The 24,094-nt window shown below is 46.7% G+C and carries 23 protein-coding genes and 2 pseudogenes; 17 read left to right on the top strand and 8 right to left on the bottom strand.

From position 1 onward, the window contains the following. Positions 1-7 precede the first annotated feature (7 nt). The 4 genes from NYE26_RS30730 to NYE26_RS30715 all read left to right on the top strand — a co-directional run bounded on the left by NYE26_RS30730 (position 8) and on the right by NYE26_RS30715 (position 3,079). Positions 8-1,309, top strand: coding sequence for an XRE family transcriptional regulator (locus NYE26_RS30730; protein WP_339252517.1), 1,302 nt, complete (start codon positions 8-10; stop codon positions 1,307-1,309). 217 nt (positions 1,310-1,526) lie between these two features. Continuing rightward, a complete protein-coding gene (locus tag NYE26_RS30725; protein WP_339257668.1) occupies positions 1,527-1,943 on the top strand; it encodes a hypothetical protein in 417 nt (138 codons plus the stop codon). Positions 1,944-2,112: 169 nt separating this feature from the next. Continuing rightward, positions 2,113-2,586 carry an EVE domain-containing protein gene (locus tag NYE26_RS30720; protein ID WP_339252516.1) on the top strand — a complete coding sequence of 158 codons (474 nt, stop codon included), beginning with the start codon at positions 2,113-2,115 and terminating at the stop codon, positions 2,584-2,586. A gap of 127 nt (positions 2,587-2,713) precedes the next feature. Beyond that, on the top strand, positions 2,714-3,079 hold the full coding sequence (locus tag NYE26_RS30715; RefSeq protein ID WP_036722990.1) for a nuclear transport factor 2 family protein: 366 nt from the start codon (positions 2,714-2,716) through the stop codon (positions 3,077-3,079). Between the two features lie 151 nt (positions 3,080-3,230). Here NYE26_RS30715 and NYE26_RS30710 read toward each other — a convergent pair whose 3' ends face one another. Then, positions 3,231-3,593 carry a winged helix-turn-helix transcriptional regulator gene (locus tag NYE26_RS30710; protein ID WP_339252514.1) on the bottom strand — a complete coding sequence of 121 codons (363 nt, stop codon included), beginning with the start codon at positions 3,591-3,593 and terminating at the stop codon, positions 3,231-3,233. Positions 3,594-3,704: 111 nt separating this feature from the next. Between NYE26_RS30710 and NYE26_RS30705 the strand changes: the two genes are divergently transcribed. Beyond that, complete coding sequence (locus NYE26_RS30705) at positions 3,705-4,361, top strand: nitroreductase family protein (RefSeq protein ID WP_339252512.1); 657 nt, start codon at positions 3,705-3,707, stop codon at positions 4,359-4,361. On the opposite strand, the pseudogene NYE26_RS30700 reads toward NYE26_RS30705, so the two are convergent. Beyond that, positions 4,335-4,469 (bottom strand): annotated as a pseudogene (locus NYE26_RS30700) (GyrI-like domain-containing protein); the annotation flags it as partial. The gene NYE26_RS30705 and the pseudogene NYE26_RS30700 sit on opposite strands and share 27 nt — an antisense overlap. Before the next feature lie 100 nt (positions 4,470-4,569). On the opposite strand from NYE26_RS30700, the gene NYE26_RS30695 reads away from it, so the two are divergent. Beyond that, the gene (locus NYE26_RS30695) at positions 4,570-5,010 is read left to right on the top strand and encodes a hypothetical protein (RefSeq protein ID WP_339252510.1); all 441 of its coding nucleotides are present in this window, start codon (positions 4,570-4,572) and stop codon (positions 5,008-5,010) included. Between the two features lie 92 nt (positions 5,011-5,102). Then, positions 5,103-5,429, top strand: coding sequence for a hypothetical protein (locus NYE26_RS30690; RefSeq protein ID WP_339252508.1), 327 nt, complete (start codon positions 5,103-5,105; stop codon positions 5,427-5,429). Positions 5,430-5,476: 47 nt separating this feature from the next. Here NYE26_RS30690 and NYE26_RS30685 read toward each other — a convergent pair whose 3' ends face one another. Then, entirely contained in the window at positions 5,477-5,860 is a 384-nt protein-coding gene (locus NYE26_RS30685; protein WP_076085715.1) for a RidA family protein, read from the bottom strand. Between the two features lie 105 nt (positions 5,861-5,965). Between NYE26_RS30685 and NYE26_RS30680 the strand changes: the two genes are divergently transcribed. Then, positions 5,966-6,301, top strand: coding sequence for a helix-turn-helix domain-containing protein (locus NYE26_RS30680; protein ID WP_036722981.1), 336 nt, complete (start codon positions 5,966-5,968; stop codon positions 6,299-6,301). A 16-nt stretch (positions 6,302-6,317) separates the two neighbouring features. Here NYE26_RS30680 and NYE26_RS30675 read toward each other — a convergent pair whose 3' ends face one another. After that, on the bottom strand, positions 6,318-6,956 hold the full coding sequence (locus NYE26_RS30675; protein WP_339252504.1) for a nitroreductase family protein: 639 nt from the start codon (positions 6,954-6,956) through the stop codon (positions 6,318-6,320). Between the two features lie 132 nt (positions 6,957-7,088). Between NYE26_RS30675 and NYE26_RS30670 the strand changes: the two genes are divergently transcribed. Next, the gene (locus NYE26_RS30670; protein WP_339252502.1) at positions 7,089-7,448 is read left to right on the top strand and encodes a MerR family transcriptional regulator; all 360 of its coding nucleotides are present in this window, start codon (positions 7,089-7,091) and stop codon (positions 7,446-7,448) included. A gap of 109 nt (positions 7,449-7,557) precedes the next feature. Here NYE26_RS30670 and NYE26_RS30665 read toward each other — a convergent pair whose 3' ends face one another. Both NYE26_RS30665 and NYE26_RS30660 read right to left on the bottom strand, forming a co-directional pair. After that, positions 7,558-8,985 (bottom strand): MDR family MFS transporter, encoded by a 1,428-nt coding sequence (locus NYE26_RS30665; RefSeq protein WP_339252500.1) that lies wholly within the window; start codon positions 8,983-8,985, stop codon positions 7,558-7,560. Positions 8,986-9,040: 55 nt separating this feature from the next. Next, positions 9,041-9,280 carry a hypothetical protein gene (locus NYE26_RS30660; protein WP_209869054.1) on the bottom strand — a complete coding sequence of 80 codons (240 nt, stop codon included), beginning with the start codon at positions 9,278-9,280 and terminating at the stop codon, positions 9,041-9,043. Positions 9,281-9,583: 303 nt separating this feature from the next. Here NYE26_RS30660 and NYE26_RS30655 point away from each other — a divergent pair, with 303 nt between their 5' ends. From NYE26_RS30655 to NYE26_RS30620, 8 genes and pseudogenes are all read left to right on the top strand, one after another. Then, positions 9,584-10,792: a TerD family protein gene (locus NYE26_RS30655; protein ID WP_339252497.1), complete on the top strand. Its 1,209-nt coding sequence runs from the start codon at positions 9,584-9,586 to the stop codon at positions 10,790-10,792. Positions 10,793-10,896: 104 nt separating this feature from the next. Further along, positions 10,897-11,979: pseudogene (locus NYE26_RS30650) on the top strand (5-methyltetrahydropteroyltriglutamate--homocysteine S-methyltransferase); the annotation flags it as partial. After that, positions 11,971-13,458, top strand: coding sequence for an aldehyde dehydrogenase family protein (locus NYE26_RS30645; RefSeq protein ID WP_339257666.1), 1,488 nt, complete (start codon positions 11,971-11,973; stop codon positions 13,456-13,458). The pseudogene NYE26_RS30650 and the gene NYE26_RS30645, both read left to right, overlap by 9 nt. Positions 13,459-13,693: 235 nt before the next feature. Continuing rightward, positions 13,694-15,073, top strand: a complete 1,380-nt coding sequence (locus NYE26_RS30640; RefSeq protein ID WP_339252495.1) for an FAD-binding oxidoreductase — start codon at positions 13,694-13,696, stop codon at positions 15,071-15,073. Between the two features lie 177 nt (positions 15,074-15,250). Continuing rightward, positions 15,251-15,919 (top strand): hypothetical protein, encoded by a 669-nt coding sequence (locus NYE26_RS30635; protein WP_339257664.1) that lies wholly within the window; start codon positions 15,251-15,253, stop codon positions 15,917-15,919. A 152-nt stretch (positions 15,920-16,071) separates the two neighbouring features. Beyond that, the gene (locus tag NYE26_RS30630; RefSeq protein ID WP_339252493.1) at positions 16,072-16,659 is read left to right on the top strand and encodes a sigma-70 family RNA polymerase sigma factor; all 588 of its coding nucleotides are present in this window, start codon (positions 16,072-16,074) and stop codon (positions 16,657-16,659) included. Then, entirely contained in the window at positions 16,646-17,407 is a 762-nt protein-coding gene (locus NYE26_RS30625; protein WP_339252491.1) for a DUF3600 domain-containing protein, read from the top strand. Before NYE26_RS30630 ends, NYE26_RS30625 begins: the two co-directional genes overlap by 14 nt. Positions 17,408-17,645: 238 nt before the next feature. After that, the gene (locus tag NYE26_RS30620) at positions 17,646-20,759 is read left to right on the top strand and encodes an ATP-binding protein (RefSeq protein ID WP_339257663.1); all 3,114 of its coding nucleotides are present in this window, start codon (positions 17,646-17,648) and stop codon (positions 20,757-20,759) included. A 121-nt stretch (positions 20,760-20,880) separates the two neighbouring features. On the opposite strand, the gene NYE26_RS30615 is transcribed toward NYE26_RS30620, so the two are convergent. Both NYE26_RS30615 and NYE26_RS30610 read right to left on the bottom strand, forming a co-directional pair. Next, the gene (locus tag NYE26_RS30615) at positions 20,881-22,596 is read right to left on the bottom strand and encodes an AarF/UbiB family protein (RefSeq protein ID WP_339252489.1); all 1,716 of its coding nucleotides are present in this window, start codon (positions 22,594-22,596) and stop codon (positions 20,881-20,883) included. 103 nt (positions 22,597-22,699) lie between these two features. After that, positions 22,700-23,983 carry an MFS transporter gene (locus NYE26_RS30610; RefSeq protein WP_339252487.1) on the bottom strand — a complete coding sequence of 428 codons (1,284 nt, stop codon included), beginning with the start codon at positions 23,981-23,983 and terminating at the stop codon, positions 22,700-22,702. Positions 23,984-24,094: the final 111 nt, after the last annotated feature.

Here is a 24,094-nt window from a genome sequence, read left to right as displayed (position 1 = left end):
GAATCTTATGCTCAAGGAACGCATCGAGCTTCTGTGCAAGAAGAAGCAAATATCGAGGAAAGACCTCGTGGAGGGACTCGTTACGCAGGCCCATTTTGCCAACATTTTGGCAGGCAGGTACCCGTTGGCGGACGATTTGTCGGAGCATATCGCAGGGCGTCTCGGCGTCCACGTCACCTATTTGACTGCCGCAGCAACTGCTGATGAGCAGGCACTGCAGCGGGCGGAGCACATTTTCCAGACGATGTCCGGGGGGGCGGTATCCGATAGCTACGTGGATGCTCTGGACGATCGGGATGATGCGCTCGTCGTAGAGTTGACGACTGCCCTTATGAAAGCCGTATACTATCAGCAAATCAACGATCTGACCGCTTACGACTACTTGCATCAGTCCTACTTGAATCATTATTTGGAGAAGTACGGAAGGCCCGACGAAGTTGATCTGCCGGTACCCTTAAAAAAAGCGCTTCTGCTGTACAAAATCCAGTATTTCCGCTCCAAAAGCCGTTACTACGATGTGCTGAATGATGTGAACCGCTTAAGCGGGCTTGTGGAACCGGGGACGGAAGTATGGTTGATGGCGCAAAATATCAGGATGGAAGCATGCATCCTGCTGAAGCAGTTCGAGCAGGCGAAACAGGTATTCGAGCAGACCATGCGGCAAGTCGTCGATGATCGGCTGTTTCACCGTCTATCCGGCCTGTATGTGGCATACAGCGGCTATTGTTTCGCGATGGGCCTTGTGCAGGAAGCGTTGCATTCGCTTTCGATGGCCGAAGCCAATCTCGTTTATTTGCAGCAACCGGGCGATGTGGTCACGACGATTATGAACAACCGGATTGTTATGCTGACGATGACTGGAGAACTGGATAAAGCGTTGGACGAAATCGCCCGTTTCGAGGCGATGATCGCCAATGAGCCGGAGGAAACCCGGAAGAAGCTTGATCCGGTTACGACCATTTATCGGTGTGAGGCCGCTTTTGCCCAGAAAAATTGGGGATTGCTCCTGCAAGGGATTGAGCGGTTGCGAATATCCGGAACCAATACGGATCAGGAGATGGCGTTGGCTTTCTATGAGAGCCAGCTGGCGCTGTCCCAAGGGGACATGGAGAGATTTCAGAACCGCGCGCTGGAATGCTTGCCTTATTTCGAATCCAACCAGCATTCAATGCGTCTTGAGCAGTTGTACGAAGCGTTGGCGGTCGTGTGTGAGGAAGGCCGCCGCTATAAGGAATCGTCCATGTATTATCGGAAGCTGGTGTATCTATTAAGGAATAACGGCGGGGGAGGGCCTTCCCGTCAGGTTTAAATACAAAAATGTTGAACCAAGTGGAGCCTTCAATAACGTCTGAGGCCCGCAGTTTTGCAAGAAAGCCCTATTTGGGGAAAAACGCAGCGTAAATTGGAAGGAAAACCCGCGCTATCCCTCACTTGTTTGTATGTCGCTGATACTATTGTCAGGTTTACTGGCAATCGTATACATTGGAAATACAACGACAAATCAAACGAGGAGAGGCGTGAAGCGTATGTGGGGATTGTTCGGAAAGAAGAAGGAACCGCAGGATCGTCTGGAGCAGGCAGAAAAGCTAATGAACAAAGGAATGTCGGGGCTGGTTATGAAAACTATGGTCTCCAAAGAACAGAGGGATCTGATCAACCAAAGTCTGGATACGGCAAAACAGGCGCAATTGGCATCGAGCGGCACCGTGCCGCTTAGCGCAACTGCCATCGTCATATCCGTGACGGATACCGGAAAGCTCATCAATTTCGATCCGATCGTCGTCCTTGTGTTGAACGTGACGGAGAACGATGGAAGCACGTATCAGAAGACTTTGGAAACACTCGTATCAAAAATCCAAATTCCGCGGGCGGGAGATCGAGTCGGCTTGGGCCACAACCCAGCTAATCCGTCCGAGCTTATGTATATGGGACTGCTGCTGTAGAAGTTGTGAGGAGCAGTTCTGTGGAGAGGCGGATTGAGCCGCGTTCCATTATTAATGATAAGGAAAGTTTCAAGAATTCTCAAAATACTAAAACGCTACTGACAAACCGCTGTCAGTAGCGTTTTAGTATACTGGATTCAGCTTAAGTAAAAAGGAGTTGCGTTCGGCAATGGATACGAAGGAAACGCTGCGTAAATTCGAGGATACGGAAAATGGAAGTCCTTCATATTGGATAGGGGTCGTCTCAGCGAACCACGCGCAGGGGGGCGTTAGTGGCGGCTTTGCTCAGATGTGTCACGGAAAAGCAGCACCGTTGCGCAGGATGAAGCCGGGGGATTGGCTTGTGTATTATTCTCCCCGCATGGAGATGGGAGGCGGCGAGCCGTTGCAGGCATTTACCGCCATTGGCCGGGTTATAGACGACCGTGTATACGAATATGCGATGTCCGCGACGTTCGTACCTTACCGCAGGAATATTGAATATGTTCCCTGCCAGGAGGCGGGAATCAAGGGCTTACTGGATCGGTTGGCCTTCACACGCGGCCAGCGGAATTGGGGCTACCCCTTCCGTACCGGCCACTTCGGGATAAGCCGTGAAGATTTCTTGATTATCGCGGAAGCAATGCATGTGGCCATCCCGTAAAGGAAGGCCTTTTCTGATTTACAGCAAAAAAATATTACTGATAACTAGACACGCAGCTGTCAGGTTCTGTTGGTTATACTAGTCTTGTATTGACACCGTTTAACAAAATTACAAAGGAGTTGATCATATGGAGCCTAATCTTAATCTGCTTCCGCAAGTAATACTAGATTTTATAGCCGCTACCAATAAACCCGATCCGGATGCTTATGTCGGCTGCTTTTCGGAAGATGCACTTGTTCTCGATGAAGGTAAAGAGTGGGCAGGCAAAGCTGCTATCAAACAATGGAGTGCCGAATATCATTTTGGAGCTAACATAACACTTGAACCCATACAGAATAAACAGCAAGGGGAAGAAAACGTAGTAGTTTTCAAGGTTGATGGGGATTTCGACAAAACCGGCCTCCCGGACCCTCTCTATTTGGATTTTTATTTTCAGATTCGCAACGATAAGATTAAGCAGCTTGCGATCCGGCTGTCTAAAGGATTGGAATAAGTAGACAAAGGCTAATCAGATAGAAGTTAGCTACCAATGTCTCTTCAGTCGCATAACTGCGAAATATTAACAGCGCCATGTTCTTCATTAGTGAAGAGTATGGTGCTGTTTTCATTTAAGTAAGGTCTTAAAAGGGTTTCATGGTTATCGATCACAGTGATTTAGAATGTTCACAGATTGTATTATTACCTGCGGTGATCCCCTCTCTTTTAAGATGGTTATCGCCAGCATCACACATTTCTTTTAATAATGGAAGGAATGTCCGGCCATAGTCTGATATTGAGTATTCTACTCTAATGGGAACCTCGTCTGCATATACCGCACGATGCACTAATCCATCCTGCTGCATTTGCTTTAATTGTTCGTTTAAAACTTTATGTGAGACACCTTCACAAATCTTGAGTAAGTCTTTTGTACGCTTTTGCTCATATCCTAATTGATACAGAATAATGCTTTTCCATTTACCACTAATGATATTTTGTACCACATCAAATCCTGTATTTATTGTATTCATGAGATCCTCCTTACTTTGAAGTAACCTAGTGACTATAAAGTGCAGTATTTTCAATTGTATACGCTCCAGATAATATGATTATAACAAATCTAAGATATGGGAGGCGTTAAAATGAGTCTGCAAGATATTATTTTACAAAGGAAATCAGTCAGACATTATGATCCTAACTATACGATTGAAAGAAAGGAAATACTTGATTCGATTGAACTGGCTGCCAAATCACCCAACGGAAATAACATTCAGAGTACACGTTATTTACTCATTGAAGATAAGGAGTTGCGCGCCAAAGTTAAACCACTTGCATATAACCAGGAGCAGGTTGAAACCTCCAGCTATTTGATTTTGATCTTGGGGGATTACCGTGCTTTTCATAGTGAAAATATCCATGCTATTCAAGACAAGGCTTTGGAGAAAGGTTATTTCACTCAAGAGACTAAAACGTATTTAACAAATGCAGCCATTGGTTATTATCGAAACATGTCTAAGCAAGATTATTTAAAAGAGCTGGTCCGCGATGGCAGTCTGGCTGCAATGACCTTAGTCCTTATTTTGAACGAAAAAGGTTACCAGACCATCACGATGTCAGGTTATGATAAAGCTGCTCTTTTTAAAGTGCTCAATATTCCCCAGCACTATGAAGACATTATGTTATTAAGTGTGGGCAGAGGGATTCAAGAGGGTCATTCCACAGTAAGACATGATATTGAGGATATAACGTTTATAGATAGGGTACCTTCGTTGCTACTTGGCAATGACGGGAACCCATAATTCCTGCTCTATTTTGTCTCCTTGAGCCAAATAGTTCTCTATACAAGGAAGATTTGCAAGCTCGTATCCAGATGTAGGAAGCCATTCTGTATATAAGCGCTGCCAAGCATTAATGTTTGTTGTAGAGCATTTGGTTTGGGCCTGATCAACAAGGTTATTGTCTATCTATATAGTATATTAATTAAGTGAACACAAGGAGGATACTGGGATGAGGATGCCAAGCGACAGCGAGCTGACATTGCTATTCGAAGGAGATGAGCAACAGCTGCAGCAATTTGTTTTTGCGAACAGCGTCATTGTAGATTGGGGAGAGGAGGACGAGGAGATCGTCCGCTTGTTCGGTAAACAGCTTCCCGATGAAACGGTCGAGGTGACGCCTACGGACAAAGGACTGGATGTTACCTACAATGGACAGATGCATTCGATTGCGCTTACCTTTAGCGGAGATGACCGCTACATCACGATTCGCGGCTTTCAGGAGCTGATCCGGGACAAATACGAAATCCGGCTTTTTGAGGCCTCATATTTTTCGGATACGCACGAATTTTTGATTTTACCGAAGCGGAAGTGGGAGGAACTGGATGCCCGTTATCCGGTGCGGAGTAGGGAGATATTCCGTATCCTCGATGAGGAGTTGGATTTTCCGTAACTGGGCAAGTGGTTAACCAAGCTTCAGCAAGAATTCGAATAGTGTACGGGTTACCTGAAAAACATCTAAAACGGCTCAGGAAGGATATGCTTATGAAAATAATTACATTATGCGGTTCTACAAAATTCAAGAAGCAATTTGAACAGGCTAATGCATTTCTTACACTACAAGGAAACATAGTGATTAGTGTAGCCTTCTTTGAACAATCTGAAGGTTTTGAAATCACGGAAGAACAAGCGGAGTTACTGGGAGATCTGCATTTTAGAAAGATTGATCTTTCTGACGAAATCTTCGTGATTGATGTAAATGGCTACATTGGCAACAGCACAAGAAATGAGATTGAGTATGCTGGAAAAACGGGTAAGGCCATCCGCTACTACTCTGATGGAGAGATTCCGCAAATTCTAAAACGCTACTGACATTACTCTGCCAGTAGCGTTGTTTAGTTGAACCCTACCTCTTTTTCTTAACCAACATGCGCCACAGCCCGTACCTCTACCCACTGTTCCGGGAATGCCAGGTAAGTCACCCCGATCATGCTCCCCGCCGGCCGATGCTCTCCGACATACTTTTTGAACAGTCCGATCGCGGTTTCCCCGTGCTCTTGCGCATTCGTCAGATACAGCTCCACGTAAGCCAGATTATCCTTGGTTGCTCCGAACTCTTGTAACACGGTATCCAAATTCTTCAGCGTCTGTGTCATCTGTGCCTGAATATCGCCTGCTCCAACGAAGCTGCCCTCCGCATCATGGGAGAACTGTCCCGAGATATACAGCGTGTTGTCGACAAGGTACCCCTGCGAAATCCCGTGATCCCAGAGGGTATGGTTGTACGTTCGGATGGTTGTCATTGCTTTAGCCCCTTTACTTCAAAGTAAAGCTATTATAGACTGAGCAAAAATAAAGGGATAGTACGCACAAAGAAGTGGGCTACTATCCGAAAGGATAGCGTGAACATGGGCATTTCAGATTTGAAGGGCAAGGAGACGGTGATCCAAGACACACCATTCGGTTATACGATGTCGGTGATCGGCGGGAAGTGGAAGATGGCGATTCTGTATCTGCTGTCCGCCAAACCCTCGATTCGATTCAATGAAATGCATAGACAGCTCGGAGCGGTGACATACAAGGTTCTCAGCGCGCAGCTTAAGGAATTGGAGGCTGACGGGCTGGTGAAGCGCGTGGAGTATCCGCAGATTCCGCCCAAAGTGGAGTATTCGCTGACACCGAAAGGGCAGACACTGCTACCTGTGTTGGAGCAGCTGTGCGAGTGGGGAGCACAGAACCGGTAAGGTTCATACATTCACATTAGCGCCAAAAGGTAATTTCCTCGCTACCCAGGCGCACGGACTCATGGCCCTCATCTTTGGCCTTGCCGATGGATAAGATCATGACCGGAACATACCTGTGCTCGTCCAGATCAAAGGCGCTAACGATCTGATCACGTTCAAAGCCTGCCATCGGATTGGTGTCATACCCATGAGCACGGGCTACCAGCATCAGTTGCATCGCGAATAAACTTGCATCAATTTTGGAAATTTCGACCTTTAATTCTCTAGGTATTTGCGGATACATGCCCAGAATTTGCGCAACCTGCTTGTCGCGTATGTCTTTGGGCATTTTTCCTTGCTCCACAGCAGTATCATAGATTTTCTCTACATATAAATCGCTCTGCGTATCTCCCAAAATGATGAGCATCGCCGCAGATGTATCATTTTGCCGCGTATTGAACTGGACCAGAGGCCGAAGCTTGTCTTTCCCTTCAGGGGAGTGAACCACGATTATACGCCATGGCTGCATATTCGCAGAAGAGGGCGCAAGGCTTGCCTCTTGAATCATAGCGTGCAGCTCTTCCTCCGAAATTTTGACGTCCTCATCGTACTGTCGTATGGAACGGCGGCCGGTTAGAATGTTGACAAAATCATTATTTTGAATAGATTCCAGCATAAATGCACTCCTTCTGATGTAACCCATTATTTTGACAGTAGCGCTGCCCCGGGTTATCATATTTTTATTTTGAACTATGAACCTTGGTTTATAGCAAATATAAATGAATGATTGATTTAGAAGGAGCAGAATATGAGAGCGAATGAAGTTTCCAGGCTGACGGAATTACCCATATCCACCTTGCGCTTCTATGAACGTAAACAGTTGATTCCTGAACAGTTTATTTCGAGGGATGAAAATAATTACCGCGTATACAATGAAGGAGTGGTCACCTATTTGCAGGATGTGAGAATGCTACTTACTTTAGGTTTAACGATCCAGGACTTAGTTTTACTTATCAATGAGAGCTCGTATATTAAGAAGGAAGCATTGGTAAAGGAGAAAATCAAAGAAATCCAGGAGTTAGAAGCCAAGTTGAATGCATCCCAAAAGTTTTTGGGTGATGTGCTGGAGGGCAGAGCGCATTTTCAGACCGGATGTAAATCGCAATAATGGTGCTTATTTTGTATTAGCAGTATGCCCGATAAAAGCATAGTAAAAAGAGCCGCCACTTTTATGTTAGTGAAGGCTCTATGCTACGTAGTGAGATAAAAAATAAGTTTTAATGAGTCCTTTCAAGACGACGGCCATTGATAAACCAACTTGGCACCAAAACAAGAATTGTGAGAATACATTCAATCCCAAAAACCGTTTGCAAACCGGCAACAATACTGTGTGCTCTATCTTGAATCGCAGCGGGATCAGGTGAATGGTGAAGATAACGATTGGCTCTGGATGACATGATGCCGACGAACAAAGCGATGCCAATTCCTCCGGCAATCTGTTGGAGCGTATTGTAGATGGCTGTGCCGTGGGGGACCAGGTGACGCGGAAGCTGATTCATTCCTGCTGTCTGAGCCGGCATGACGACAAACGATATGCCTAAGAATAATAGAACATGATTGAACAGAACGGAGCCTCGGGTTGTATCGCTATCGATACCGGCAAACAGCCACAGTGATAGGGCGATCATGAGCAGTCCGGGCATTATGACGAATCTCGGCCCGAATTTATCGAACAATTTTCCCGTTACAGGCATCAGTATTGCGTTCAAAATACAGCCTGGCATCAGAAGTAACCCTGTCCCGAAGGCCGTTAACTGCATCACATCCTGCATATAGATCGGCAGCAATGTCGTGGTGGCGAATAAAACCATCATGAGCACCACTATCAATACAGCTACCAAAGAAAAAGCGGGATACCGGAATACGGAAAGATCAATCAAAGGCTCTTTAATTTTGAGTTGCCGCCAAATAAGTAAGAGCAAGAAGAGCCCGCCTATAGCAATCAAACTGTAACTCCCAGGACTAGCCCCGACACCGGTCTGGCTAAAACCGTAGGTGATAAAACCAAACCCGATGGTTGACATCACAATGGATAGAAGATCGACCCGTGGTTTTGTTATTTCTGTAACATTCTTTAAATTTATGAATGCATAAATAATTGAAAACAACACGACAGGAATCACCATGTAGAACAGCCACCGCCAGTCCAAGGTATCGATAACTAAACCTGACAAAGCCGGTCCGATGACTGGGGCGACCATGATGACAAGCCCCATGAGACCCATGGCAGCCCCCCTGCGTTCTGGAGGATAGAGGGCAAGAATTGTATTCATCATCAGCGGAATCAATAATCCTGTCCCGCAAGCCTGAACAACCCTGCCTATCAGCAAGACTTCGAATCCAGGGGAGACTGCACACAAGCAGGTACCTGCTAAAAATAACGTCATTGCGGACATAAACATCCGGCGAGTCGTGAACCATTGCTGCAGCAATGCGGTCACCGGCACCAGTATGCCGATCATCAGCATATAACCGGTAGATAACCATTGTATGGTTGAAGCGGTAACGTTGAACTCACGCATTAATCCGGGAAAAGTATTAGTAAGTAAATTTTCGTTAAGGAATGCAATAAACGCACCGATGAGCAGGGCGGCTAGCATCGCCCCACTCTTCATTCTGCTTGTCTCTTGAACCTGTTCGTCCATCTTCCACCTCCAGAGAATATTCATTATCAAATCTTCACCTGTCTGATTGTGCTGATTATCCTACACCATCACCTTCTAACAAGGAGTAGAAATTATCGCGGTCTTCATCATCAAATTTGCCAAGCGCCTGTACCCTGACAAATTGATGTCCGCCATACATATCGATCTCCTCACCATTACTATTGTAGAGGGCGATTCTATGGCCATCCTGATTCCGTTCCATATACCCGTAACAATCTGCCTCGGGCTCTTCGCCGAAAAAGAGTAAAAATCTGATTTTGTCCACGCTATTCATACAGATCTCCCTTCCGTATTTCTCATTAATCTGAAGACTATTTTACGTGACACCGTCTCAAATGGAAAAAGCGATATCACTCTGCATACTCGGAAATCCATTCCTATTTTAATAACATAAGGGGGTCTCCCTCGCTATGCCGCTCATTCTCAAATTATTTCTTGACGGGACGCGATTAGGGGAGTATTATAACGTGCCGGTTAACTCAACGGGGCCCTTTATAGTTTTATATCCCAAGTATTTCCTCCCTGTGTTAATATTATTGAGACAGCACGAGCCATTAAATGGATTGGAGTGGTTGGAGTGAATCAATTTCTGCAAATGGGAGCAAATACAACTTTAAGTGCCGCAAAAGGTAGCATTACGATTAGCCACGAAATCTCTACTCTGGTAGACGTTTCTTTAACAGCCTTCCTCTTAACGGATGCTGATAAGGTGCAAGGAGATAGCGGAATCATCTTTTATAATCAGCCCACAAGTTCCTCAGGTGTAGCCACGCTTTTACCAGCCGAGCAAGCCGGTAATACCAAAGTTTATAAGCTGAATTTCGACATGGATAAGGTCCCTGAAGGTATAACCAAAATAGCTGTAACTCTGACAGAGGATAACAGCACAGGATTCGCGAATGTGAAGAATCTGGAAGCAGAGATATGTACGCAAAATACGATCATTCACTTATCCCCATCCAGTTTCACGAACGAGAATGGAATTGTAGTGCTTGAATTATATCTAAGGAACGGTCAGACCAAGGTAAAATCAATCTGGCGCGGATTTGATTCCGGGCTTGAAGGGTTATGCAAAAACTATGGTGTTGAAGTAGAAGCGGATGAGCCAAGTGAGCATTCTAAACCTCAGATCATTCAAGAGCCTGTATCAAAGGAACCTGGTTCGGCTATGTCCATCAACCTTGAGAAGGTAAAGGGGAAGATCAATCTCGATAAAGGGCAGAAGCCGGTTATCATTGAGAAAACACCAGAAATTACGGCTACGGTATCTTGGGAGACTGGAACGGATTATGACATTTATGCTTTAGTCTATACAAAGGATGGAAAGCAGATTGATGTAGCTATGTTTGGTGCAACGGGAACACCTCCCCTCAAAAATTATGGTAAAGGGACAGTTGAGCATATGGGCGATGTGGGGAGAGGTAAAAAATCAAAGAAGACAGAGGTCATCAAGTTAAGACTAAGAGATGATGTTCTTGCGGTTGTTCCTGTAGTTTATTCAGCGCAATCCAATGGAACCGGTTCATTTTACAGATATAAGGTGTCCATGAGTATAGATAATCATAACGGAACCTCAGTTACGATCTCCGCCAAGAATGCAAATAATAATGATACGATCTATACCTGTGTACCCGGGATACTTCATAATACGCCAGCTGGCGTAATGATAAGTCCATTAGAGCTTTACAGTAGTCCAAATTCAGAGTATAGGCCGATTCTTAAGGTAGGGGACTCCAATATGGTAGAAGTGATAATGGATCAAGGACCTTTAAATGATTATAAATAGGTTATCGCGAAAAGCTATGACCAATCATGCCTTTTTCATATAACCTGCATTCTTTGCCCTCATGCTATACTCAGTACACTAAAAAGTTGTAAGGAGATGTAGCGATGATACCCTTTCGCAATGATCATGTAGGCAGCTTCCTGCGTCCTGCGAATTTAAGCCAGGCGCGTGAACAATATAAAGCAGGCAACATCACATATGAAGCCTTAAAAGCGGTGGAAGATCAAGAGATTATCCGGATTATTGAGAAGCAGAAGGAGAATGGCGTATTCGCAGTGACGGATGGGGAATTCCGCAGAAGCTGGTGGCATTTTGACTTTCTGGGCGGCCTAGACGGCGTAGAGCTGTATGAGGAGATCGACGGGCCCAAGTTCCATAATATGCAGACCCGTAAGGGTGGCATTCGTGTGGTGGGTAAGGTTGATTTCTCGAGCCATCCCTTTGTGGAGCATTTTGAGTTTTTGCTGAAGCATGCAGGTGACGCCGTAGCGAAGCAAACCATTCCAAGTCCCAACATGCTGATCTACCGGCTGGAGCCTGGGGCCAATAGTTATAACGACCGGGAGCAATTCCTTCAAGATACGATTGCGGCGTACCAAAAAGCCATTCAAGCGTTCTATGATGCCGGATGCCGGTACCTGCAACTGGATGATACAGCCTGGGCCGACCTGTTCTCCGAAGCGGGTCACGATAAGCTGCGTGCAAAGGGGCTGGAACCGGCGGAAGAGCTCAAAATCATGCAGCGCATGATTAACGAAACCTTGGCCCATAAACCGGCAGACCTAGTGGTGACGATGCACATTTGCCGGGGGAACTATAAATCCAACTATTTCTCAACCGGTGGTTATGATTATGCTTCTGAGGTCATTTTTGGAGGCTTAGACGTAGATGGCTTATTCCTGGAATTTGATGATGAGCGTTCAGGCAGCTTCGAGCCACTGAAATATGTGAACCGGCCGGATTTGAAAATCGTGCTGGGTCTGCTCACATCCAAAACAGGCGAACTAGAAGATAAAGAGCATATTAAAGCCCGGATTGCCGAAGCAGCAACCTATGTGCCCCTTGAGCAGCTGTGCTTGAGCCCGCAATGCGGGTTCTCCTCTACAGAGGAAGGCAATATTCTTACGGAAGAACAACAGTGGCGCAAGCTTCGTTATGTGAAGGAAATTGCCGAAGAAGTGTGGAAGGCAGACCAAGAGACCGTTGTTGTGGAGGCCTTCATTAATGGTCACCATGTGCCCTCCCTTTCGCAGTCAGCCAAAGAGAATCCGGCGAACCAGGCTGAAATCGTAGGCTATTTCCCTGTCACTACGAAGGAACAAGCGGTGGAAGCGATTGAAGCGGCGGCAGAAGCTTTTAAAATATGGAAGAAGACCTCGATTGATGAACGTATTACCCGGATGCGTAAGGCAATAGAGAAGATCAGAGCAGCTGAGCCAGAAATTGTCCATCTGCTGTCCAGAGAGCATGGCAAGCCCCTGTATGATGCCCATGGTGAGATTTATGTCTCGTTAATGTGGATGGAGTTCGCTTGTAATGAAGCTGCCTCCGTTCTACAGGAAGAGGTCCAGGAGCATGACCATGGTAAAACCATCCTGTCCTATGATCCAATGGGTGTGGTGGCAGCGATCAGTCCATGGAACTATCCAATTGCGTTATCTACGATTAAAATCGCTCCTGCCTTACTTGCGGGCAATACGATTGTGCTCAAACCGAGTCCGTTTGCGCCACTGGCGGCGGCGAAGGTAGCAGAGTTGATCGCAGGTGAGTTCCCGGCGGGTGTCATCAATGTCGTTCATGGGGATGCAGATGTAGGCATTGAGCTGACTAGTAATCCTCTTGTCACCAAAATCGCCTTCACAGGCGGAACCGCAACTGCCAAGCACATCATCAAAGCGGCTTCGGAAACGATTAAGGATATGACGCTGGAGCTGGGCGGCAATGATGCGGCGATCTTCCTGGATAGCTTTGATGTTCAAGATGAGCGGGCCATGCGCCGGATTGTTATTTCTAACTTCCTGACGACAGGCCAGATCTGTATGATTGCCAAGCGTGTATATGTACACCGTTCTATCTATGATGGTTTTGTTGAAAAATATATCGAGGCGGCTAACCGCTGGATTCGCATCGGTGATCCCTTTGATGCCAATACGACAGTAGGTCCGGTGAATAACCTGAAGCAGAAGAATTACGTGCAGGGTCTGATTGAGGATGCGCGCCAGCGCGGAGCTAAGGTCATTCCGCTCGGCCAAATTCTGGATCAGCAGCGGTTTGAACAAGGGTATTACCTGCAGCCTACGCTTGTTCTGGACTGCGATTACCATGATCCGATTGTGGTGGAGGAGCAGTTCGGTCCTACCGTTCCGATTCTGCCCTTTGACGATGTGGAGCAGGTGATTCATCTGCACAATGAGAGCATCTATGGATTGACGAGCTCGGTGTGGGGGCGGGAAGAGGAGGCCATCTTGGTCGCACGTCAGCTCGAAGCAGGAACGACCATGATCAATACGGCTGCTGTGCAGGGGCTCGATGTCCGGTTCCCGTTCGGTGGCTTCAAGCAGTCCGGTATCGGCCGTGAATACGGCGCCGAAGGCATCCGTACGTATACAGAGCTGCATGTGATCAATGTTCCGAAGACACTGGATCTTCCTTATATCCCAGAGTAGAAAAGAAAAAAATGTAAACACCTTCAAGAGAATAAACTCTGTCGTAAGATAGAGAGATCCTTGGAGGTGTTTTTTGCGTTGGCAACTAGAGTGAGTTACCCGGTAGACCAGCATTACGAACGATTTAGGAAAGCTGCTGCAAACTGGGCGTTTGCCGTTACTAGGACAGATCTCCCAACATAGACATAAGCTGATGAGGAATGCTTATGTCATGTGTAGGGATGGTGTAATATAGATGGCACAAAAGTTGAAAAAGAAAAGTACGCGGTTAACCGGAAGGATCGTTATTCCAGGCAATCCGTCGTACAATACGGCTAGAATGGAGTTCAATAGGCGCTTCTCTAAATTTCCAAGGGTCATTGTTTTTTGCCAACGAACTCAGGATGTGATCAACGCAGTCAAATGGGCACGTGAGCGGGGCATACGGCTGCGGGTACGTAGTGGACGGCATAGCTATGAAGCCTTCTCGGCTGTAAGTGGCGGTATTATTATCGATGTGAGCGAGATGAATAAGGTTAAGGTTGATCGGAAAAACAGAGTGGCCATTGTCCAAACGGGTAATCCGCTTGCCCGTGTGTACAAAAAACTGTGGAATAAGCGGGTGGCAATTCCGGCGGGGACTGCTCCGGATGTAGGCGTAGCTGGGCTTACCCTTGGAGGGGGCATTGGACTACTTTCCCGTAAATTTGGACTTACGTGCGATAACTTGAAGCAAGTGAAGATGGTCGTAGCTTCGGGGCGATATGGGGCAAAGACGATTGTGGCAAACAGGAAAAAGCATTCCGATCTGTTGTGGGCATCACGAGGCGGAGGGGGAGGGAACTTTGGTGCTGCTACAGAATATACATTTCGGGTTAGACCGATTTCATCAGTTTCTATATACAGTATTACGTGGAAATGGCGTGATCTTGAGAAGGTGTTCCCGGCATGGCAACGCTGGGCCCCATCTGTCACGAACCGTCTAACCTCAACCATCGAGGTGTCTGCCAAACAAGTGGGCACCATTGTATCTACCGGGCAATTGCTTGGCGGTGCAGAGGAGCTGCGCCGATTGATTAGACCGCTCTTGCGAGCAGGCACTCCGGTGAAGGTGAAGGTGAAGACAGTGCCTTTTATTGAAGCAACCAAATTTTTTGCCGAAGCGGACCTGAATTTGGAACCAAAGTTTAAAATAACCGGGGCCTACGGATTCCAACCATTGCCGCCTGAAGGAGTACGAATTATACGCGACTTTTTATCTAAAGCACCCAACAGGCACTCTAGCGTGTGGAGCCAGAGCTTAGGTGGTGCAGGAAGCGCGGTGAGTCGAGTATCGCCTGCTGAAACGGCCTATCCTCACCGGAAGGCTGAGACAATCTACGAACTGTCAGCCCGGTGGAGAAACAGCAGGGAGCAGGAGCGGAATATTCAGTGGGTGGAAAGGTTCCGCAGAGCGTTGCGTCCCTTTGTTAAAGGGGATTATGTGAATTTTCCCGATTTGGAGATTAAGAACTGGCCCAAGGCGTACTATGGCGAGAACTTTGGCCGATTGAAGCAGGTGAAGCGAAAGTACGATCCTCATAATGTGTTTCGTTTTGCTCAGAGTATTCCAGTCGGTAAACAGATCAGAAAATGACAATATGTTCTCCACGGTGAATTTGGAAAACTAATCAACAAAGATGCGGCTGGAGCGTAGTACACTAAATCCGGTCGTATCTTTGTTAACAATCATTAAGCAAACGGGCAGTTTTTTGGAGAAACCTGATATCATTAAGGAGCGGGACTGCTCAAAGTATGGGTTAAAGGAGATAAAATCATGAAGAAAAAGAAGATTGCTTGTTTACACGCCCACTATTCAAATATCCAGTATATTCAAAACGCTCTTACCTCTGATGAGTTGGAATTGGTTCATTTTGTGGATCCTGGTTTGATGAGTAGAATTACATCAGATAAAAATTTCGATGAAGGACAAGCCAAAAATAAAGTCATCGAACAAATAGAATGGATATCACAAGCAAATGTTGAGGCTATTCTTATCACATGTACTAATTATATTGCTCTTCTTGAAGAAAACCGGCTTCATACATCTATTCCTATAATAAAAATTGATGAGCCTTTCTTTAGTTCGGTCTGCAGTATTACAGAACCACAGGTTCTATTATTCACTAATCCAGCAACCGTCGCAGGGACAATGAGCAGGCTTAATGAATTTGCTTCTATACAGGATAAGCCAATTCATATTGAGGCACGTGTCATAGAGAATACATTTGAGCTAATCATGCAAGGTAAAAATGAGCAATACGTTGAAGAATTATCAAAGTACATAAAGGGGATATTTGCATCAGAAAAAAACAAGAAAATTTCTGTTGCACAATTATCTATGGTGGAATCAGCCGTTAAAGTTGAGCAAGAGTTAAATGTGAAAATCGGGAATCCGTTGGATTCACTGATAATACATTTCGAGAGCTTGTTGCTCAACTAACGGGGAATGTGAACGTTAGGCAGACAACATTAAACCGATCAAAATCCTTAGTGGACTTTGATCGGTTTATTCTGTATTTTTCCGAAGAAAAATCGAACGAAATATTCTTTATTCCCCAATATATAGTGTAAGACCGAAGGGAGGGGTGATGAATGGAGCATCCAAAAGAATATTCTCAGCTCATTATGCTTACGCTAGCCGGCAGTCGTGAAGCATTTAGTGAGCTATATGAAGCTACGATTAGGGATGTATATCAAACCGTTCATTTCCTCGTTCGCGAAACAACTGAGGTGGATGATATCGTTCAGGAGATTTATATTCAAATGCGCAGATCTCTTGACCATTTTGACATCAGCCGTCCCTTTAGACCTTGGCTTATGGGAATAACAGTGCGACAAATTCATGCCTACCGGAGAAAGAGATGGACGCATCTCCGAATTCTTAAGAAGGCAGAGCAGGTCAATTTGGTGGTGGAGCCTGAATTCACAAGTAAGATTGTCGACAAGATCTCTAACCACTCCTTGCTTGCTAGCGTAGATAGTCTTCCGTATAAGCTGAAGCAGGTGATTATTCTGCATTATTTAAATGAATTATCGCAGGAAGAAAGTGCTGCAATCCTTGAGATCCCTCTGGGTACCGTGAAATCCCGTATTCATGCTGCACTGCGCAAGCTTCGTCAGAAGCCAGAGAATCAGACTCTTTTTAAGGGAAAGGTGGAGGATCTGCATGAATTTCAATGAAAAGCTGCGAACAGTTCTGCAGGAAGAGGCCAGAAATTTAAATGCCCCACCGGAACTGAAGGAGAGAATACTAAATCAGACCGTAACCGGACAAGGGGGAAGACGAATGAAAAAGAAGTGGATCGTAGCAGGCGTTTTGGCAGCTACTTTATTAATTCCTACTGGAGCGTTTGCCGGATATCATTATCTGGCGGATAGTATGTATGGTTCGAAAGAAGCAGCTGCTACGATTGGCCTAAGCCAGCAGAAATATGAGGAGTTTGGGGCCAAGCTTCAGAGGTTGAAGCATAATTTTAGCGAGGAAGAAGCTGCCACGGTTATGTCCTTATTGAAGGAATTAGGCGATTACAATCTGCTGGCGGCAGATTCCAAGGGGAGTTTTCACATAGAACGGCTTAATGCAGAAGATCAGAAGGCTTACAAGAAATTACTGGTGGAGCTTGAACCGTATTTCAAGAAAATGAACGAAACGGATAAATCCAAGGCAAAGGCATCTGGCACAGATCGTGGCGCTTTCTGGGATAGCTTGCTTGAGAAGGCTGAACAGAGGCTTACAGAACAGGAGTATAGGGAGCTTGAACCCATAATAAATGAGTTGAAAAGCTATGATGCCAAGGTAACTGATGCAGACGGAAGTGTTCATATGGATCGGTTGTCGACAGAAGAAATACAAAAGCAAGAGAAGTTATTGGAGGCGCTCACTCCTTACGTTGATAAGATAGACAAAATGATGAAACCGAGCTCTTAACCCTTACTCTCTCAGTATGGTTTAAAAATCAGTCATTATGATCCAAAACTCGCAGAAGCTTTATTTACCAGCAAACCGACCATAGAGCAGGGTAGGTCGGGAGGGTGCGTAAATGGGCTTTTGCGAGTTTTTTGTGCTACAAAATTTCTTAGCAAAAAACTACATGAAGCCGATAGATAAAGAAGAAGAAATGAGTAGGAGAGGGATACTCTTGGCTAATTTTTCATGGAATCACCAAATGAAAATGAAGTACATCTTTTTATTCCTGGGGTTACTATTAGTTGTTCTATCAGGCTCACGCTTATTATGGATGGAGTTGTTTGGCGGTTTACAACAGGATTCGATAAAAAACGGGGAACTCCATTTGCGTAATTGGAATGCAGAAGACGGGCAGATTGTTTTGCTTGACGGGGAATGGGAATTGTATTCCTCACATTGGTTCAAGGATAGCAAAAAGCAGCAGGGCTTGGCTTTGAGTGAGCCAAGGATGATTCAAGTTCCAGGGGGATGGAATCAAGCTGTGCATCCCGGGACCTCTACTCCATATGGATTTGGCTCGTACCGCTTACGAATATATGTGAATCCGCAGCAGGATCTCAACTATAGTATTCGTGTGCCAAGTATACGCACTTCGTCGGAAGTATACGTAAACGGCCGGTTACTGGCTAAATCCGGGCGGGTAGCGGATTCGGAAGAAGCCTCTATCGCTAAGAATCTTCCGTATTCTACAACCTTTAGGGCCGATAAAGATGGTGTAATCGAATTGGTAATTCAAGCGTCCAATTATGTGGATAGCCGGAGCGGTGGCATTGTCCGGTCTATTAAATTCGGGACAGAAGAAGCAATTACCCAGGAGATGAAACTTTCGGTATCTATGCAGGTTCTGACAACGGTTATCTTTCTGATCCATTCTGCCTATGCGTTTATATTATTTGTATTGGGTAACAAGCAGACAAAGTTGCTGTATTTCTCTTTACTGACATTCTCTTTCACACTAAGCGGTGCGTTAAGCAGTGATGAGAAGCTGTTCCATCAAATCATTTATATCGGCAACGTATGGGATTTCCGGCTATCCAATGTAGCTTTTTTAGTTGGAGCCTATGCATTATTGGAGTGTACGAATCATCGCGAACTAGCTCTTTGGCACAGAATATATCCTGTATTTAGGGCACTGATCTTGGGGACCGCAGGGATTACGCTATTGTTGGATACATATCAGTTAACCAGCATCTTCCCTGTGTATAATCTGCTAGGCGGTACTGCTGGAGTCGTTGCAACGATTGCGATCTGTAGAACAGTGGTCAAGGATATGAGAGGGAATCTGTTATTGTTGTTCTCCATCCTTGCGTTGATCCATCATGTGATCTGGATGCTCTTCTGGCGGGAGGGCGGTTATAATCTTCTCTATTATCCGTTTGATTTGATTATTTCAATGGGGTGTTTGGCCTCAGTATGGTTTAGGAATTATTTTAAAATGTACGAAAACACGAATGAGCTAGCAACAACCTTGCAAAGAATGAATGATCATAAGGATCAATTCCTGGCGAATGTTTCACATGAGTTCAAAAATCCGCTGCACAGCATGCTCAACCTATCACAATCTGTTATGAAACGGGAACAGCATGTAATGCAGGCAAGAAGCATCAAAGAGCTGGAAACTGTTTTTTCTGTAGGGCACCGGCTAACCTTGATATTAAACGATTTGATTGATGTGATGAGCCTGCGGGAAGGCAATCCCCGTATCAGCAAAAAGGTTATACCGATCCAGCCGATCGTGACGGGAGTCCTTGATATGCTGCAATTGAATGCAGAGGTGAAATCTATACAAATTACAAATCAAATTCCTGAAGATTTTCCTCTGGTCCATGCAGATGAGAACCGGATTATTCAGATCCTCTTCAATTTACTTCATAATGCTGTGAAATACACAAATGATGGAGTTATCTTGATTTCGGCTTATGTAAACGACGGGAGGGCTTATATCGTTGTTGCTGACACCGGAATTGGAATGGATGAGGACATGCTTAAATGCCTATTCCATCCATACGAGCAAGCCAACACAACGGAGACCATGATTGAAGGCGGCTTCGGGTTAGGGCTGAGTATAAGCAAACAACTGGCAGAGCTTCATGGGGGCACATTGGATGTAACCTCCATTAAAGGAGAAGGTTCGCAATTCAGCTTCTCTTTACAACTGGCAGGCTTGGAAGCGGAGGCGGAGAGTGCGCCGGCGAAATCTTTTGAACCGTTACCCATATCTGCTGTGGCAATTCAAGAACCTGTTCCAATGAACATGGACAACGCAAACCCCCTGAGTGATGAGACACCGGCAACGTTCTTCAAGATGGATTCCGACCGTCCGGTTCTATTAATTATTGATGATGATCCTGTTAACCTTCAAGTGCTTGAAGCCATACTGCCACCAGACGAATATGATACAACCATGGTAACCAGTGCCAGACAGGCGTTGGCTATTCTGGGTACGAAGGAATGGGATGTGGTAATCTCTGATATCATGATGCCGATGATGTCCGGATATGAACTGACACGAAGGATTCGTGAGCGATTTACCTTCACAGAGCTTCCTGTTCTGCTTCTTACTGCAAGAAGCCAGCCACAGGATATACATAGCGGTTTCCTGGCGGGAGCAAACGATTATGTGACGAAGCCGGTAGAAGCCATAGAACTTAAATTGCGGATACAGGCGCTAACGACGATTAAGCAATCCATTCGGGAACAGCTGCGACTAGAAACTGTATGGCTGCAAGCCCAAATTAAGCCTCATTTCTTGTTTAATGCTTTGAATGCTATATCAGCATTAACGGATATTAATCTGGAGAAGATGCGTGATTTGCTTGATGAATTCACTAATTATCTGCGAAACAAATTTAAATTCCAGAACATTGAAAGTCTTGTTCCGGTTGCAGAAGAGCTGAGTTTAGTGCGTTCTTATTTATATATTGAACAGGTGCGGTTTGAAGAGAGGCTGCAGGTGATTTGGGAGATTGATGATCACAGGTGCATCAAAGTCCCGTTTCTTACGATTCAGCCTCTCGTTGAGAATGCAATTAAACATGGAATCATGAAGCGCAAGCGTGGAGGCAGCATTGTCATACGTATTTCCTTCGTGGAGACCCGGGCAGAGATCACAGTTAAAGATGATGGGGTCGGAATGGATGAGGTTCAATTGCAGCGATTATTGGAAAGGCGTAAAAGCAGTAGTTCCGGCGTCGGATTAATCAATACGGATCAGCGCTTGAAGCGGCATTTCGGAACAGGCCTTCATATCACAAGCTCGCTGGATGCAGGGACAACGGTAACTTTTCACGTTCCGCTCAGCAGTAATGAATAACAATGATGAGATCGGCCGGAAGGATGAAGTGGTAACGGTACCGTCCTTTAAAAGGACGGCAAAGCCGTTTCCACTTGTACAGTTTAGTTTCGTACGAAGCGTTAATGTTATCCACCTTTCGTTATCCACGCGATTTAGACTTCGGCTTCTCCAACCGGCTACGTTCACGCATAGCGTTGATTTGTCTGGCATGTCTTTCGTCCCGGCGGCCTTGTCTCGTTCGGAGTTGGCTCAGCATAACGAGCAGGCCCAGGGTGCCGAGTACATAAGAGACGATGGGATTCACTTCATTCCACAGGTTAACCCCGGCCAGAAGTAATACTGCGCCAATGATGGTGGCAATTAACCGCTGTGTATTTTTATTCTGCGTCTCGATTAATTTTTGCTCGAGGGAGCTCGCCAGCTTGACCCTTAAGCCTCCGCTATCCATTTTATCGATTGCAGACATGAACTTCTTGGTCGTTGGAAGGATGTCTTTGAGCATATTCTTGCCATCCTCTACAACTTTGGAGATAACACTTCCCCGCAGATCCCTCCGCACCACCTGTTCCACATAAGGCTTAACCGTCCCGACCAGATCAAGGTCCGGGTCCAGTCCGGTACAGAGACCGTACACGGTGCCTATGGCTTTGCCCAGGAATGTGGTATTGGCAGGTAATTGAAAAGGCTGGGAGTAGAGGAAATGACGCAGTTCTTCCACATTGTCGCCTGACGTCACAAAACTCAGATCGAACGTATCGCCGTTGATTTGTTCGAATAATAACGTAAGATTCCTGGAGAAGACCTCCAGATCTACATTGCGTCTTAAAAATCTCAACCGGTTCAGGGCATCGATGGCACCGTGGGCGTCTTTTAAATATACGGCCAGCAGAAGGGCTACCATCTGGGTCTTCATATCACGGGCGATCCGCCCGACCATTCCAAAATCAATCAAGGCGATGGTGCCGTCAGGCTGCACGAGCACATTGCCCGGGTGCGGGTCTGCGTGAAACAAGCCATTCAATAAAATCTGTTCCACGAACATTTCGATCAGCGATGTTGCCAGTTGGGTCCGGTCTACCCCCCAAGCCTCGAGCTTGGCGAAATCATTGATTTTGACACCTTCCATAAACTCCATGGTCAGCACCTGCGATGTAGTACAGGACCAATGGATGTGCGGAATCACGACATCCTTCCGATGGGCTAGCTGCTGCTTGAACTCTTCGGCATTACGCCCTTCTTGCTGATAATCGAGCTCCTCCATAATAGTGTCATGAAACTCATCATACACGGCATCAAGGTCCATGAAGTCTGTAATCAGCTTCTGGCGCTTCAATAACGAAATAGCGACCTGAATGGATTTCCAATCAATCGCGATAATGTCCTCCACCCCGGGCCGCATCACCTTCACGGCGACTTGCTCACCTGTCCGTAAGGTGGCCCGGTGGACCTGTCCGAAGGATGCTGCTGCAATAGGAGTCTCGTTGAACTCAGCATACATCTTGCTGATGGATACCCCGAGTTCACGCTCTACCTTCTGCTGGATCTCGGAGAAATCTACGAATTCTACAGAATCCTGCAGCTTGGACAATTCTTCAATAACTTCCTTCGGCAGCATATCCACCTGCGCACTCACATGCTGCCCAAGCTTGATAATTAGCCCGCCCATATCCATGGCGGTAGTCGTGAAATACGCTGCCTGCTTGCGGTATAAGGCCCGTTGCTTCGCTGCAAAGCGCCGCCTTGACATCACAACCTTCAGCTTGCCCAGCCACCAGAAATCCCAGGCGAACTTGAAAATCATCCGCATGGTTCTTCTGAACCTTGCATCCTTCATTAATTTCAGGAATTCGCTCATACTTGTTCATCTACCACAGAGTTATCATGCTGCATCCCAAATCTCTCCTTCTAATCATCCATGAGCCTAATTGTATGATATTTCATACCAGACAGATATACAATTAAAGGCTTGGGCGGCTGGCTGCTGATGACTCAGGTTCGTCCCTGAATGCCCGGCGGCCGAGCAAGCCGACCACCAAAGCCAGCGATGTCAAAACCGCCGCCAGCAGATACAGGTTGACGATCCCGAACCGTTCGGCCAGTCCCGCCATGACCAGCAGCGAGATGCAGAACACCAGATGCAGCAGCGAGGCTTGCGCCGACAGCACCTTGGGCAGCATCTGCTTACTGGTGCTGCGCTGGATGAGGGTACGCCGGTTAATCACCGACAGCTCCGCGAACGGTCCCATCAGCAGGACAAGGACCAGTGCTATATACGGCTGGGTATTCAGAGCATACACCATGGTGAGCAGGCCATAGCCCGCCATACCGATGAGCATCGCCCCCAGATAACGGTTGCCGATGAGACGCACTGCCGACAGGACCAGCAGCCCGCCGCCGACCGTTCCTGCGAAATAGGCTGCGTTAATGAAGCCCCACCATTCTTCGCCTTGCTTCAGCGCCACCTGGACGAAGGCCAGCGTGAACGCACCGACCCAGACCGAGCCTCCAAGCATGTCGATGATGTCCATGAAGGTCAGCATCCGCAGGCGGGGCATACGCCAGATGACTTGCCAGCCTTCGGTCAAGGTCTTCCACTTCGAGGCGGATGGGGGTACCGGCTCCAAGCCCGCCGGCTGCCCCTGCATCTGAGCCATTGCTTCTGCTGGCTCTCTCACGCCAAGCGTAAATGCGGCCGCCAGCCCATAGATGGCCGCTGTCAGCAGCAGCGCCGGGCTGGGCCCAAGGAATGCGACCAATAGGCCGCTCAGTCCCCAGCCCGCAAACTGCACGACCTGATCGCTAACGCTGATCAGACCGTTAGCCTTAAGCAGCCCCTCCTCCCGCGTTACGAGCCGCGGCACCAGCGCATTACGGGCTGGAACGGTCCAGCCGTCGAGGAAGGACATGACGAAGACCAGAGCAAAGACAAGTGTGAGTGAAGCAGCCGCGCCGTTAAGCTGCAGATACAGAGCCAGCAGCACAAACAGCAGGAACTGGCCTGTCTGTGAGATCAGCAGCAGCGAGGGCAGCTTGATCCGGTTGATGAGCAGCGGCGCAATGAAGCCGCTCACCATCTGGGCCGAGCTGCGCATCAGCGGCATCAGGGCCGCCGAGACAAGGGAATCCGTCCGGTCCAGCACCAGCACTGTCAGGGCCATAATATACAAGACATCGGCAGCATTCGCTGCCGTCTGGGTCGTCCATAGATAATAGAAGGAACGTGTTAATAACCGTGGTCTCAAGAAATTCCGGGCCTCCATTTCTGCATCCATAACGTCAAATGTAAGATAAGGATAACAATAATGGAAATTTAAGATTTTGACAAACCTCACTAAGGGAATATGAAGCCGTTA

Source organism: Paenibacillus sp. FSL P2-0136, from assembly GCF_037975325.1.
Classification (GTDB): domain Bacteria; phylum Bacillota; class Bacilli; order Paenibacillales; family Paenibacillaceae; genus Paenibacillus_AQ; species Paenibacillus_AQ silagei.
Note: the sequence above shows the minus strand (reverse complement) of the source record. Positions and strands in the feature narration are given on the sequence as shown.